The organism is Planctomycetia bacterium (assembly GCA_034440135.1).
GTDB lineage: Bacteria > Planctomycetota > Planctomycetia > Pirellulales > JALHLM01 > JALHLM01.
Map to the genome: position 1 here is coordinate 1 of JAWXBP010000393.1, position 13,295 is coordinate 13,295.

Annotated in this window: 13 protein-coding genes and 1 tRNA gene; 9 read left to right on the top strand and 5 right to left on the bottom strand. The window is 58.8% G+C overall.

Annotated features, from left to right (window positions below):
* Window positions 1-359: hypothetical protein (locus tag SGJ19_23325; GenBank protein MDZ4783189.1), on the top strand; the 359-nt coding region annotated here is incomplete at its 5' end.
* Between the two features lie 228 nt (window positions 360-587).
* Here SGJ19_23325 and SGJ19_23330 read toward each other — a convergent pair.
* From SGJ19_23330 to SGJ19_23345, 4 genes are all read right to left on the bottom strand, one after another.
* Window positions 588-779: a hypothetical protein gene (locus SGJ19_23330; protein MDZ4783190.1), complete on the bottom strand. Its 192-nt coding sequence runs from the start codon at window positions 777-779 to the stop codon at window positions 588-590.
* The gene (locus SGJ19_23335) at window positions 776-1,201 is read right to left on the bottom strand and encodes a hypothetical protein (GenBank protein ID MDZ4783191.1); all 426 of its coding nucleotides are present in this window, start codon (window positions 1,199-1,201) and stop codon (window positions 776-778) included. The genes SGJ19_23330 and SGJ19_23335 overlap by 4 nt, the downstream gene beginning before the upstream one ends.
* An 825-nt stretch (window positions 1,202-2,026) precedes the next feature.
* Complete coding sequence (locus SGJ19_23340; GenBank protein MDZ4783192.1) at window positions 2,027-3,295, bottom strand: site-specific integrase; 1,269 nt, start codon at window positions 3,293-3,295, stop codon at window positions 2,027-2,029.
* Between the two features lie 169 nt (window positions 3,296-3,464).
* Window positions 3,465-3,546 (bottom strand) — tRNA-Leu (locus tag SGJ19_23345).
* Between the two features lie 231 nt (window positions 3,547-3,777).
* Here SGJ19_23345 and SGJ19_23350 point away from each other — a divergent pair.
* Window positions 3,778-4,446, top strand: a complete 669-nt coding sequence (locus SGJ19_23350) for a peptidylprolyl isomerase (protein MDZ4783193.1) — start codon at window positions 3,778-3,780, stop codon at window positions 4,444-4,446.
* A gap of 130 nt (window positions 4,447-4,576) precedes the next feature.
* On the opposite strand, the gene SGJ19_23355 is transcribed toward SGJ19_23350, so the two are convergent.
* Window positions 4,577-5,944 (bottom strand): aspartate aminotransferase family protein, encoded by a 1,368-nt coding sequence (locus SGJ19_23355; GenBank protein ID MDZ4783194.1) that lies wholly within the window; start codon window positions 5,942-5,944, stop codon window positions 4,577-4,579.
* Window positions 5,945-6,103: 159 nt separating this feature from the next.
* Here SGJ19_23355 and SGJ19_23360 point away from each other — a divergent pair, with 159 nt between their 5' ends.
* The 7 genes from SGJ19_23360 to SGJ19_23390 all read left to right on the top strand — a co-directional run.
* Complete coding sequence (locus SGJ19_23360; protein MDZ4783195.1) at window positions 6,104-7,438, top strand: DUF5690 family protein; 1,335 nt, start codon at window positions 6,104-6,106, stop codon at window positions 7,436-7,438.
* 179 nt (window positions 7,439-7,617) lie between these two features.
* Complete coding sequence (locus SGJ19_23365; protein MDZ4783196.1) at window positions 7,618-9,315, top strand: SMP-30/gluconolactonase/LRE family protein; 1,698 nt, start codon at window positions 7,618-7,620, stop codon at window positions 9,313-9,315.
* A 230-nt stretch (window positions 9,316-9,545) separates the two neighbouring features.
* The gene (locus SGJ19_23370; protein MDZ4783197.1) at window positions 9,546-10,388 is read left to right on the top strand and encodes an RDD family protein; all 843 of its coding nucleotides are present in this window, start codon (window positions 9,546-9,548) and stop codon (window positions 10,386-10,388) included.
* Between the two features lie 35 nt (window positions 10,389-10,423).
* Complete coding sequence (locus SGJ19_23375) at window positions 10,424-11,398, top strand: stage II sporulation protein M (protein ID MDZ4783198.1); 975 nt, start codon at window positions 10,424-10,426, stop codon at window positions 11,396-11,398.
* Window positions 11,388-12,215, top strand: coding sequence for a hypothetical protein (locus tag SGJ19_23380; GenBank protein MDZ4783199.1), 828 nt, complete (start codon window positions 11,388-11,390; stop codon window positions 12,213-12,215). The genes SGJ19_23375 and SGJ19_23380 overlap by 11 nt, the downstream gene beginning before the upstream one ends.
* Before the next feature lie 152 nt (window positions 12,216-12,367).
* The gene (locus SGJ19_23385; GenBank protein ID MDZ4783200.1) at window positions 12,368-13,081 is read left to right on the top strand and encodes a hypothetical protein; all 714 of its coding nucleotides are present in this window, start codon (window positions 12,368-12,370) and stop codon (window positions 13,079-13,081) included.
* Window positions 13,078-13,295, top strand: a 218-nt coding sequence (locus SGJ19_23390; protein ID MDZ4783201.1) for a hypothetical protein, incomplete at its 3' end; no start/stop codon positions are given. The genes SGJ19_23385 and SGJ19_23390, both read left to right, overlap by 4 nt.

Genomic DNA, 13,295 nt, shown 5'->3' on the forward strand with positions numbered 1-13,295 from the left:
ACACATATGCCGGGAGCTTGGCGGCGGCAACTGAGAAAATCCGCACGCGGCTAGACTCTGAATACGGCAAGAGTGCCGCGTTGATTGCCAGATTAGAGCAATTTGAACTGAGTGAAGCCAACAACTTCACCCGTGCGGGAATTCCGCTGAGCCAGTGCTTGCTACCGGAAGACGTGTTTTTGGTCTGTGAAGATTTGCTAGTCGCGGATCAGTCTGAATTTCATCCGGCAACCCAACGTCTTGCACGGGATTTTGAATTGCAGCGGCAGGCTCATATTCTCAAGGCCAATCAACCGCTCATGTACTCGCAGGCGTTGACTCAGCCTGTGAGTGCGGGGCGTAGACATAGGGGCCGGTAGTTTCACCTTTTGCCTATCTACCCCTAGCCCCGCGGGGAAAACGCCCAGCTTTATTGCTGTGCCTGCGGGGCATTGAAACATGGCTTCCCGATTTTCCCGAACGGTTGAAGCCTCCCCCCTGACTCTCACAAACGGGGTCAGGGGGATCGTATATCGCCGGGTGTACCATCAAGCTTGGCGATAAATACCCCGCCTCTGATTACTCGGTGTAGTTGGGGGCGGGGATTCTTATCTTGGTCCACCAAAAATGACAAACAACAAAAACATGAATACGAAGAATGCCAGTATGGTCCCGCCGACAATCGCACCAACCATGCGAACAACAAACCAAGGCCACACACTTGATTGTGCAATCTTTGCTGCCGTTGCTTCCGGCGGGGGCAAATCTGACTGCGGGGATTGGTAGGGATTGTCACTCATTCCCCTGACTTCTCCTTCTTGGCCCGCCGTTCCTGCCATCGGTAGTGCCAGAGTGCCAGATAGCCCGTAAGCAAGCCGATGCAAGTAACGGAAAATTGCATGAGATTGAGTTCAATTGTCCGCGAGTCAATGGGCGAGGTGAGCATTCTCCGCAGTGCTTCAGCAGCTTCATAGAAATGACTCTCCCACGTAAGGTTTAACATGAGCATGAGCAAACCCCACGTTGACCCGGCAACAAATCCGCGTGAAAAGATGACGCGATCGCTTGCCACGCCTGTGGCGACTACAAACACCATGAGTGTGCCGACTGCCCATAGGCCGAGGCCAACATAGTGCCCTACTGGACTTACCACGCCTGCGATCGCCACAGCCACGTAAGCCGTGATGCCCAACAACGTGAGAATGGAAAACTTGGGTTTCATGGTGCCCGCGGATGTTGGGTACGTTGCCGCCAAGTGCAAACGTTTGCACTAGAAAACCTTCATGCCAAATAACACCCGAATGATCCAATAGAGAATACAGGCACAAGTAACCAGCAATGCCAGTTTTGTGCCGCACCCTCTATTCTGGCTGTGCAACCTTCTAAAGAACTCAGGCCTGTTTGACATAACGCCTCTAGAGATTCCAGCTACGCTGGTTCATCTTCTCCACCAATTCCAGCGGACAAACGTGGTTCAAGTATGTTGCCGTGGTTGAAATGCTGGAATGTCCTAAAGCCTTTGACACTTCGGGAATGTTCAACCCTTCTTTGAGCATAGCCACGGCCCCGCAATGCCTAAACAGGTGCGGGTGTGTACGCTTTGAAATTCCGCACTTGCGGGCGAGTCTCCTGCAAAGGTTCCGCAAGTAGACGTTTTGAACTTGTCTACCTTTGAGGGTGACAAAAAGGGGAAGCTGGTTACCCACCCCCAATTTTGACCTTGCACCCAACCACACCTGTACAAGGGCCACGGTTTGCGGGTCCAATCCAATCATCCGTCTACGGTCCCCTTTGCCGTGGCGAACCGTCAAGGTGCCTTGAATCAAATCCAGATCACGTACAGCCAACGCGGTGACCTCTGAGACTCTCAGGCACCCACGGAACATTAAAGCCAAGATTGCCCTATTGCGGCACCCTGTGGGGCATCGTGCGGAACATGCTTTGATGAGGGCCAAAACCTCTTGATCCGTCAACAACTCAATCGGGGACCTCCTGCCTTTGAGCGGTGAGGTTTTGCCTTTGCGGGATTCTGCCAACTGTTGGAGTGTCATTCTGTTGCCCCCGGGAAGTAGGTCTGACGCAAGAAGTCCAACGCGGTGCGGAATTCCTCCCTCAAGTGCTCTTTGGCGTAGTGCCGCCGCATCGGGGAACTGGCATGAGCCAAAAACTGGTCAACCAGATATGGCGGGAACTTTTGGGCGATAAGATCTGCTGACGTTTTTCTAAGGTGCTTGAATGCCATGCCCTCAATGCCACAGCACTTCAAAACGTGGGCAAAGGATTTGCCGATAGAGTCCACCCTGACCATATGGCCATTGTCTTTGAATGACTCCCTGAGAAGTGCCTTGCCCGTTTCACTGAGTAAGACAGATTTAGAATCTTTTGCTTTGGTCCGTACTGCCTGAACTGCTTCCACAGTTTCCGGCCAAAGGACAAAGGCACTCTCTACACCCGTCTTATTGCGGGGGCGGGTGAGGGTGCCAGCTTTCCAGTCAATGTGGGAATGTTCCAACGTGGAAATGTCCACTTGAGTTGCCCCGCAATTCAACCCCAGCAAGATGCATGCACGCATCAAGGGACTTGCGGCACCAAGTACAATTTGTAATTGCTCAGGTGCAAAGAACTTGGGTTGAGGCGGGGGCAATTTGACGGCTGCGAACTTGCGGTTAACGATCTTAGGAATACCGGGAATCACTTCCCGATCCGCCAACCACTCAACAAACCGCCCCAAGAATTGGAGACGTTTCTTGACGCTGACGGCTGAAATGCCGCCTTGTTTTTTGGGGAGTGCGATCAAGCTAAGCTGAGCTTGGCGATACGCGGCCAACAAGCTGTTGGAAAGATCGGCGATAGCCGTAGCTTGAACGTGCTGGCAATAGCCAACAAAGTCATTCAAGCGGTAGAGCATATCGCTGTACTGTGCCCGGCAGATTTGGCCAGACTCAGCCATCGTCCTACACTCTGACAGGTATACGTCAACCAGCCCAGCGATAGTTGCGGGAAGTGTGGGGGTACTTGGAGCAGGGCCAGAAGTGCTGGGGCGTAATGCCTTGTAGTTGGTGGCCAGGCCAATTGAAACGCCGCCCCATTCACTGGGGTCCGAGTACAGGGATTCACTTACCCTACGTGGCGTTGTAACCACCTTAGCCAGGGTTTGAATCCACTCATGCAAAGCGGCGTCATAACCGTCTCTATCCCCTTTGCCTTTGCACTGGCCGCGTGCCAGGTAATAGACCTTGCCTTGATGGTACTTCTTCCAACAGCACGTGGGAGCAAACCACGTGAGCTTGTATCTGGCGTTGTACGTTTTGGCCATGATTGGATAGAGAATTGGATAGCGGTTGGCGGCACATTTCTAATGATCTTGTGCCACCAGCTTACCAAATCTCTATCCAATTCCTATCCAATTTTTTCACTTTTAGGGGGGTATTTTGACGCTCCCGGGTTGACGTGTTTTTTGACGTAAACCCTTTCCCTGTAAGCAGTGGCCGCTCAGGGACTCGAACCCTGACCCCTTGCGGGACAAGAACCTAAATCTTGCGTGTCTGCCAATTTCACCAAGCGGCCAGAATGTCGCGCCTTTTTGATGCGCGACGCGACTGAATTATCAGCGGTTGCCCGCTGGCCGCCAAGACGGACATGCACCGAAAATCTCGCATCCGCGTGGAAAATCCCTCGGGGGCCATATCAAGAGGTTCATCGACCGCGGAAATCGGTGTTGCGGAAATCGCCTGGGTTTTCGATGATTAGCCGCCGAGTTCACATCGGCCGAAGTGGACCGAGACCAGGAGGGTCGTCATGCGCAGGCTATACGGACATCAGTGGTTGGGATGCGTCGCGGTTTCGTTCGCCTTGAGCGGCTGCGGCGGAAGCGACGTCGATACCGCCGTGTCAGAAACGGAAGTCGCGCCGGACGCGGTCGCCAATTCGTCGGGCAGTGAGAGCGCCGCGGCTTTCGAGCGGTATCCGCAAGTGTCGCTCGATACGACGCATGGCCGGATCACATTGGAGCTCGACGCGGAACACGCCCCGGAAACGGTCCGCAACTTTCTCAAGTATGTGGAAAGCGGCCACTACGACGGCACGCTGTTCCACCAGATCGACCAGGGCTACGTGATGCTGGGCGGAACTTTCACGCCAGAGCTCGCGGAGAAGCCGGCGGGCCGGCCGATTCGTAACGAGGCCGAAAACGGCTTAAAAAACGTGCAGGGCACGATCTCGATGGCCCGCGCGGCCGACCAGATCGATAGCTCGACGTGCCAGTTCTTCATTAACCTGGCGGACAATGCCGAGTTGGACCACCATTCGCTCACCGCCGAGGATTTCGGCTATTGCGTGTTCGGCCGGGTGATCGACGGCTGGGACGTGATTGAGACTATTGCGGCCGTGCCGGTGAAGAACAGCGAGTCTTTCGGCAATCTTCCCACCGAAACGGTGATGATCCGCAGCGCGAAGCGTTTGCGCTAGTCGCCGTCACTGCGGTTCGTCCTCCGTCGCAGGAATCATCATAATTGGCCGTGAGGCGGCCAAGCAGAAGTGGACCCCTGATCGCGGGCGTAGTGCAAAGGCACGGCGAACACAGTCGTCGATCGCCTTGCTAACGGCAGCTCACTTCGCCAAGACATTGCTCGATGATGTCGAGCGCCTTGTCCAGTTCCTCGCGCTTAATGATCAACGGCGGGGTGAGCGTCAGGATGCTCCCCATGGTGAGCTTGAAGCTCAGTCCCAGTTCCAAGGCGCGGTACATGACCGCTTCGGCTTCGTCGGTGGCCTTTTCCTTGGTCTGGCGGTCCTTCACCAGCTCGATCCCCAGCAACAGACCGACGCCGCGGACGTCTCCGATCAGCGGGTATTTTTCCTTCATCGCCTGCATCCGCCGCATCGCATGCGCGCCCAGCTCTCGGGCGTTCTCGACCAGTTTTTCGTCTTCGATGATTTGCAATGTCGCAAGCCCCGCGGCGCAGGCGACCGGGCTTTTCTCATGCGTGTAGTGCCCGAGTGCGCGATCGCCGGCGACGTCGAAATCATCCCGCGCCACGAGCGCCGCCAGCGGGAACACGCCGCCGCCAAGTCCTTTGCCGAGCACCATCATGTCCGGCACGACGCCGAAATGTTCGCTCGCCCACATTTTGCCGGTGCGGCCGAGACCCAGGCAGATTTCGTCGAAGATCAACAGCGCGCCGTGTTTGTCGCAAGCGCGCCGGACGGCTTGCCAGTATTCGGGCGGCGGCACAAAGGGAGTGCTGCGGATGGGCTCGGCGATCACCGCCGCAACGTCCCCTTCTCGTTCCAGCACGTATTCAAGGTAATTCGAGCACTTCAAATCGCAGCCGCCGCGCGTTGAGCAATCCCACAGGCAGCGATAACTATCCGCCGGCGGGACGTGTTCGGTTCCCGGCAACAGTGGCCCGATGCGGCTGCGAAAGATCGCTTCGCCGCCGAGCGAGATGGAATCCAATGACGCGCCGTGAAACGAGTCCCACATCGAAATCGTTTTGAAGCGCCCCGTGACGATCCGTGCCAATTTGAGCGCCATGCCGATCGCGCTCGTGCCGCCCGGCGCGAGCAGGATTTTGTTTAGGTTGCCGGGCGATGCTGTCGCCAGTTTTGCGGCGAAATCGACGGCCACCTGGTTCGCATAGCGCCGCGTGCAAAACGGCATCGCGTCGAGTTGCTGCTTGATCGCCTCGATCACCCGAGGATGCCCGAAACCGACCTGGTGGACGCTGTTGCCATGGAAATCCATGTATCGGCGACCTTGCAGGTCCTCGACGTAGATGCCTCGCGCGCCCGACAAGGCGTTCAAACACGGCGTCGAGAGCGATTGCTCCAGAAACCACTTTGCGTCGTCGGCCAGCAGTTTTCGAGTGGCCGCGTCCAACTGCGCGTCCTGCCACTGCTCGCGGCGCGGGGAAAGGTTGACATCCCCTTCGGAACGATCGACAAGCGGCGAATCAGCAGGCATTGCGCGGCGAACTCACGAAATGGAAACAAACGCCACCCCATATTCCGGGGAAACGGCCCGAATTGCAACGGCCGCCGCTGGCGATCTGTGCCGTGGATGATATTCTGTCTGAGCGCGCTTTGGGTCGCCAACTTTCCGGAATCAGCGAGTCCCCCCGCCGTGTCCCGCCCTCAAGGTCGCCTCACCGCCTGGCTGGCCAACGCGCCGCAACCAGCGTTCACCCTGTTCGCCATGCTGGCGGCATTTTCGACGTACTTCTGCATGTACGCGTTTCGCAAACCGTTCTCGGCGGCGAAATTCGCAGACTTCTCCACAACGTTCTTCGGCATCGAGTACGGCCTTAAAACGGTGCTCGTCGTCAGTCAGTTGATCGGCTACACGCTTTCGAAATACCTGGGCGTCAAATTCTGCTCGGAAATTAAACCCCAACGGCGCGCCATGGCGCTGGTGGGGCTGATCGTCTGGGCGGAAGCGACGTTGGTGGCGTTCGCGCTCATGCCATTGGATTGGAAGTTTGTTCCCTTATTCCTTAACGGCCTATCGCTCGGCATGGTTTGGGGACTGGTCGTCTGGTACCTGGAAGGTCGGAAGACGTCCGAATTGCTGCTCGCCGGATTGAGCTGCTCGTTTATCATCGCCAGCGACATGACGAAGGACTTTGCCCGGGCGCTGATGTCGCCGCCGGAATGGGCTTCGCCGCTCTTGGGCAGCGGCGTTTCCGAAATGTGGATGCCGGCCGTAACCGGGGCGATCTTCCTGCCCGTGTATTTGCTGTCCGTCTGGCTATTGAGCCAGGTTCCACAACCGACTGCCGACGATCAGGCCGCGCGGAGCGTGCGCGAGACGATGGACAACGCGCATCGCCTGGCCTTTGTGAAACATTTCCTCTGGGGCCTCGTGTCGCTGCTGATCACGTACTTTTTCCTGACTGCCTATCGCGACTACCGCGACAACTTCATCGTCGAATTGTTCGACTCGCTGAACTACAAATACGAGGACGAAAAAAACAAGACGATTATCACGCAAAGCGGCATGTGCGTGAGCTTCGGCGTGATGGGGATGCTCGCGGCGCTCAATGCCATCAAGGACAACCGCCGCGGGCTGCTCGCCGCGTTTGCAATTATGACCGGCGGGCTGTTATTGCTGGGCGGATCAACCTTGTTGCATCGCGCCGGCGCGATTTCCGGATTCTGGTGGATGACCGCCTGCGGATTAGGCTCGTACTTGGCCTACGTGCCGTATGGTTCGGTGCTCTTCGATCGCATCATCGCCTACACGCGCGTCGTGGGCACGGCTGTCTTCGCGATCTACGTAGCGGACGCGATTGGCTACTCCGGTTCGATCATTACCTTGCTGGTGCAGGACCGTTTGAAGTATTCGCACCTGGAGTTTTTTGAGGCCTTCACGCTCGCCCTGTCCGTCTTTGGCACGTTCATGATGCTGCTCAGTTGCGCCTATTTCCTGACCCGAAAATCCGGTCACCACGCCCCATAGACTCCCTTTTCCTGGCCGAGGGAGTCCGAGGGAACTGCCCGTAGCGCAGGGCGGCACCTGCGCTTCCACTCGCCGGTTAGCAGCGCGGCAGCTTGCAACCCGTCCGTGGGGCGACTAGCCTTTGGGGGATTCCCACGCCCATCGCGCATTCTTCACCTGCCGCATCGAGGTTGCCCGCCATGTTGCGATTGTTGCTCGTTCCCTTCGCGCTGCTGTTTCTGGCGTCGCCAGCGCTGGCGGCCGACGACTACCAACTCGGTCCCGATTCCCAGCGCCAGGAAGGCGTGCCGCGCGGCACGGTTACGAAGCATCGCTGGGAGCAGAGCCAGGTCTTTCCCGGCACGGTTCGCGACTTTTGGGTTTACGTTCCGGCGCAGTACAAGGCGGAACAACCGGCCGCCGTGATGGTGTTTCAGGACGGCGGATCGTATGTCAATGAGGAACGCGATTTCCGCGTGCCGGTTGTGTTCGACAACCTCATTCACGCGGGGGTGATGCCGGTCACGATCGGCGTGTTCATCAATCCGGGCGAGTACCCGGCGGGCGAAGGGGGCAAACCGCGGAGCAATCGCAGCTTCGAGTACGATTCGCTGTCGGACTTTTATGTGCGTTTCCTGCTGGAGGAGATCCTGCCCGAGGTCGGCAAGCAATACAATTTGCGGACCGACGCGGCCGGGCGGGCGATTGGCGGCATCAGCTCCGGCGGCATTTGTGCTTTCACCGCCGCCTGGGAACGGCCCGACGCGTTCGGCAAGGTGCTGAGTCACGTGGGGAGCTTCACCAACATCCGCGGCGGACACAACTACGCGGCGCTGGTGCGGAAGAGCGAGACCAAGCCGATTCGTGTGTACCTCCAGGACGGCAGCGGCGATCTCGACAACAACCACGGGAATTGGCCGCTGGCGAATCAGGAATTGGCGGCAGCTTTGAAGTTCAAGGGCTACGACCATCAACTCGTTTTCGGCGACGGCGGACACAACGGCAAGCATGGCGGCGCGGTGTTGCCGGAGGCGTTGCGTTGGCTGTGGCGCGACGACGCGCTGCCGATGACGAAAAACTCCGACATTCTCCTGGAAGGGGAGACTTGGAAGCTTGTGGGCGAAGGCTACCGGTTCACCGAAGGGCCCGCGTGGGACGGGAAAGAAACCTTCTACTTCGCCGACGTCGGCGCCAACCGGATTCACAAGGTTGACGCCACGGGGAACATCAGCGTGTTCGTCGAAAAGAGCGAGGGCGTCGGCGGACTGATGTTCGGCGCCGATGGCCGACTGTACGGTTGCCAGGGCGGCCTGAAGCGCATCGTCACCTTCGATGCCAAGGGCGACGCGACAACGCTGTCCGAAGGGGTCGCCGGGAATGACATTGTCGTCACGCGCGACGGCGGCGTGTACTTTACCGATTTCGACAACGGCAAGGTGTGGTATGTGTCGCCCAAAGGCGAGCAGCGGCTCGTCGATGAGGGGATCGCCCGGCCGAACGGCTTGATTCTCTGGCCGGACGGCAAGACGCTGGTCGTGGCGGAGTTCGCCGGCAAGTATCTGTGGAGTTTTCAGGTCGGCGACGACGGCACGCTGTCGGCAAAGCAGCCGTACTACACGATGAACCTGACGCCTGGCCGCACGGAAAGCGGGGCGGACGGGATGGCGGTCGATACGCAGAATCGGGTGTACGTTGCGACGCACGCCGGCATCCAGGTGTTCGACGACCAGGGCCGGCTCTGGGAAGTGATCGCCAAGCCGCAGAACGCCTTTCTGTCGAACGTGGAGTTCGGCGGGCCGGACTGGGATACGCTGTACGTGACCTGCGCCGACAAGGTTTATACGATCAAGACGAAAGCCCGCGGGGCGACGTTGCTGACGCCGGCAATCGATAAATAATCGGCCGCGGCAACACGAAAGGCCTGTGGGAGGCGTCTCCGACGCCGATGAAACGGACGAATTTCGCGGTTCGACCAATCTATCCCCCGAGCAATCCCCATCGGCGTCGGAGACGCCTCCCACAGACCATCGGCATTCCAGACTTGTTGCTTCCTTGCGGCTCGCGCTGGGATGACGAATAATGTGAGGCACTCGCAATTTCCGGGACGGCACCTGGTTTACGGACTCGCATGAACGGCGCGATCAAACAGCTCGACAACCGCATCGAGATCGTCACGCCGGAGAATATCGAATTCACGTATCGCGTGGCGGGGCCCTTTCGGCGGCTCGGCGCGTACCTGCTCGATAATCTGCTGTGCTGGGTGTTTATTATCGTCATCTGCATCATCACTTTCCTGGTGTTCGGGGTGCTGCAGAGTTTTGGCACCGTGGCCCTGGTAGGTCTGGTCGCTCATTTTTTCACGACCTGGTTCTACGGCGGCGTGTTCGAGTCCCTCTGGAACGGCCAGACGCTCGGCAAACGAATGTTCGGGCTGCGTGTACTCTCGGAAGACGGCCAGCCGATCAATGGTATTCAGGCGATCGGCCGTAACTTCCTCCGCCACGCCGACACCCTGCCCTGGGCGTACTGGACATTCGAAGAATCGCCGATCCCGCTCTCGACGCTGCAACTGGGCCTGCTGTTCATGTTCGTCTACGGCAACTACCAACGGCTCGGCGATTGGGCGGCCGGCACGATGGTCGTGCTGGACGAACCGCAACAACTCTACGGCGTCGCCCGGGTGACGGAACCGGCCGTGTTGCAACTCGCGACACAATTGCCCGTGAATCTGGTGGTGAACCGCAGCCTCGGCCGGGCCCTCTCGGCCTATGTGCAGCGTCGCCTGAGAGTCCCGGTCGCCCGGCGTTTCGAAATGGCCAGCCACTTAGGCGAAGCGCTCCGCGAGCGCTATAACCTGCCGGCGAATACGAATTACGACCTGCTGCTGTGTGCGGTTTACCATCGAGCGTTCATCGCCTCAGCGACGGAAGTCCTCGACGAAGCGCGCCCCATGGAAGTAGCGCGCACGTAAACTACTTCACCTACTCCACCTACTGCCCCGCCCCCATGAAAGTCGTCGAACTCCTCGAATCGCGATTGCAGAACTGGCGCGAGCTGGAGCAGCTTTGCGTGCAGTTGGAGCATCATCGCAAGCGGACGGCGGGGGCGCCGGCCGTGGGGCGTTTCGCGACTTTGTATCGCGCGGCGTGCGCGGATTTGGCGCTGGCAGATGCCTACCAACTGCCGCCCAACACGGTGCAGTATCTGCATCAGCTCGTAGGGCGGGCGCACAATCAACTCTACTTGAGCCGGAAGTTCGCTTACAAGCGCTGGCTCTACGAACTGCTGCACTTGGTCCCGCAACGATTGTTCCACGACAACTGCGTGCGACTGGCGTTCTGCTTGTTCTATGGCGTGTTCATCGCTTCGATGCTGGCGGCCTGGTTGAGCCCTGCGTTCGCCGACCTGGTCATTGGCAAGGAAGGCCTGCAGCAGGTTGAGGAGATGCACGCCGATTCGGTCGGCGGCACCGATTTCAACTCCGCGCAGGCCGGCACGGGCTTCTACCTGAATCACAACGCGACGATCGGGCTGCGCTGCTTCGTGTTTGGCATCTTGCTCGGCGTGGGCGGAATCTACGAGACGATCTTCAATGCCCTGTACTTGGGCGCGATGTTTGGCTTCATGATCACGTCGAAATCCGGTCCGAATTTCTTTCAATTCGTCACCGCACACGGTCCGTTTGAATTGACCGCCATCGTGCTGGGCGCCGCCGCTGGCATGAAGCTGGGCTTTTCGATCATTGACACGCGAGGGTACACGCGCACGGCGTCGCTGCGCCGTGCATTTCGCGAAGCAGTTCCTGCCGCGGTCACAGCGGTCATCTTGTTTGGCCTGGCCGGACTGATCGAGGCCAGCCTGTCCCCCAGCACCGCGCCGTACGCCGTGAAGGCGGGAGTGGCCGTGCTTTGTTGCGGCGTGCTGATCTTCTATTTCGTCGCGCTGGGGTATCCGCGGGGAGGTCAGACGGATGCAGTTTGACCGAATGCGCATCGCGGTGCGCGAGCGTTCTTATCTAGAACTGCTCGATCTGGCGATGGTGGTGATCCGGGGCCATGCGGGCGCCTGGCTGGCGCTGTCGTTGCTAGGGATCCTGCCGTTTGCCATTTTCAATTACTGGCTGCTCGGTTTAACGGAACTGGCGGACCTGGAATACGACATCGAAGCGTTTCCGGCGGGCTACGTGGCCTTGTACCTGCTGCTCGTGGCTTGGGAAATGCCGCTGGCGTCGTCGCTGGTCACGCTGTTTTTTGGACAGTTGATGTTTCACGATCAGCCTGATTGGGGCCGATTGCGAAGCGATTTTTTCAATTCGCTGTTTCAGTTGACCCTGATTCAGGTGTTCTGCCGCGCGGCGATGATCCTGTTCACCGTAACGATCCTCGTGCTGTATGTCGTCTGGCCGTATATGAATGAAGTCATCTTGCTGGAGCGCAATCCGATCTTCGCCGGCAAGTCGCACCATATCAGTACGTTCAAACGCTGCACGCGGCTGCACGAGTTCAGCCTCGGAGAACTGTTCGGCCGCTGGTTGGCATCGCTGGCCTTTGGCGGGTGCTGGGTCGTTGCGCTCTGGGCGACCTTGCGCTGGGCGCGGCAGATTTTCACGGATCAACTGGAGTTGGATCAGTATTCGTTTACGGTCCTGTTCCCAGCGGCGTTGTGGTTCGTGGTCGCTTATTTCAACGTCGTGCGTTACCTGAGCTACCTCGATCTGCGGATCAAGACCGAAGGCTGGGAAGTGGAGTTGCTGTTGCGCGCCGAAGCGGCCAAGCTGGCCAGGCAGGCGGCGCCATGAAACGACTTTGCATCGTACTACTGTTCACGCTGGGTGCCTGGGGCTGGGGCGAAAGATATGCTGCATCGGCCGCGACGGCTGGGGCATCCATGAAGGCGTCAACTCGATTCAGCGAAGCCCCAGCTCGCTTGACTTATTCCAGGTTGAATTTCGTGCCCCTGCCCCAGGCGCCCACGCTGAGCTTGGCACAGGTGGAAGGCGCGGAACCCAGCCTCACCGAGGACGATCTGCAGTCGGTCGAGTCCGTCAAGGAATCTCTCGACGGTTGGGGCGCGCCGCCTTGGTACGATTCAGCCAAAGACGCCGAGAAGCCGATTCGCGTGCCGGCGCGGAGCACTTCGAACGTCGATTGGTGGGCGATTTTCAAGCCGATCGCGTGGGGCGCTGCGCTGTTGCTGATCGGCCTTTTAATTTACGTGCTGTTGCGGGCATTTTTCGATCGCCGCAAACAGCCGGTGCTCTCCGGGCCGGGTTTTCGGGGGCAAAAGGCGCTCCGCGCGGAGATCGGGCGGATCGAGTCGTTGCCGTTTCAATTGGACAAGAAGCCGACCAGCTTGCTGGAAGAGGCGGAGCGGCTGTATCGCGAAGGCAAGCCCAGTGAGGCGATCGTCTATTTGTTCAGCTACCAACTGGTGGAAATGGACAAGTTGCAGATGATCCGGCTGACCCGCGGCAAGACGAACCGGCAGTATCTGCGCGAATTGAAGAGCCACGCTCGACTGCGCGGCCTGATGGAACCGACGGTCGTGGCATTCGAGCACGTGTTCTTCGGCAAGCACAGCCTGCCGGCAGCCGCGTTCGAGGCCTGCTGGCGGCGCGTCGGCGAATTCGAGCGGCTCATTCGCGAAGGAGCGCCCGCAGTATGAGCCCTCGCCTGGTCTACATCTTTGTTGCAGTGTTGTGCCTGGCCAGCGCCGCCGGCTGCCAATCGGAACTTGAAATGGAATACGGCACGCGCTCCGCGATGTATGCGGATAGCGTGAACGGTACGCACGTGTTCAGCGAGATGTTCGATCGCGCGGGACATCGCGTGACGAACTGGCGATGGCTGTCGCCCCGCCTGCGCGAGAAAGCCGACGT

Bases quoted from the DNA above. Each gene is read 5' to 3' on its own strand.
- SGJ19_23330 (MDZ4783190.1), bottom strand. From the start codon at position 779: ATGAGTGACAATCCCTACCAATCCCCGCAGTCAGATTTGCCCCCGCCG.
- SGJ19_23335 (MDZ4783191.1), bottom strand. From the start codon at position 1,201: ATGAAACCCAAGTTTTCCATTCTCACGTTGTTGGGCATCACGGCTTAC.
- SGJ19_23340 (MDZ4783192.1), bottom strand. From the start codon at position 3,295: ATGGCCAAAACGTACAACGCCAGATACAAGCTCACGTGGTTTGCTCCC.
- SGJ19_23350 (MDZ4783193.1), top strand. From the start codon at position 3,778: ATGCGCAGGCTATACGGACATCAGTGGTTGGGATGCGTCGCGGTTTCG.
- SGJ19_23355 (MDZ4783194.1), bottom strand. From the start codon at position 5,944: ATGCCTGCTGATTCGCCGCTTGTCGATCGTTCCGAAGGGGATGTCAAC.
- SGJ19_23365 (MDZ4783196.1), top strand. From the start codon at position 7,618: ATGTTGCGATTGTTGCTCGTTCCCTTCGCGCTGCTGTTTCTGGCGTCG.
- SGJ19_23370 (MDZ4783197.1), top strand. From the start codon at position 9,546: ATGAACGGCGCGATCAAACAGCTCGACAACCGCATCGAGATCGTCACG.
- SGJ19_23375 (MDZ4783198.1), top strand. From the start codon at position 10,424: ATGAAAGTCGTCGAACTCCTCGAATCGCGATTGCAGAACTGGCGCGAG.
- SGJ19_23380 (MDZ4783199.1), top strand. From the start codon at position 11,388: ATGCAGTTTGACCGAATGCGCATCGCGGTGCGCGAGCGTTCTTATCTA.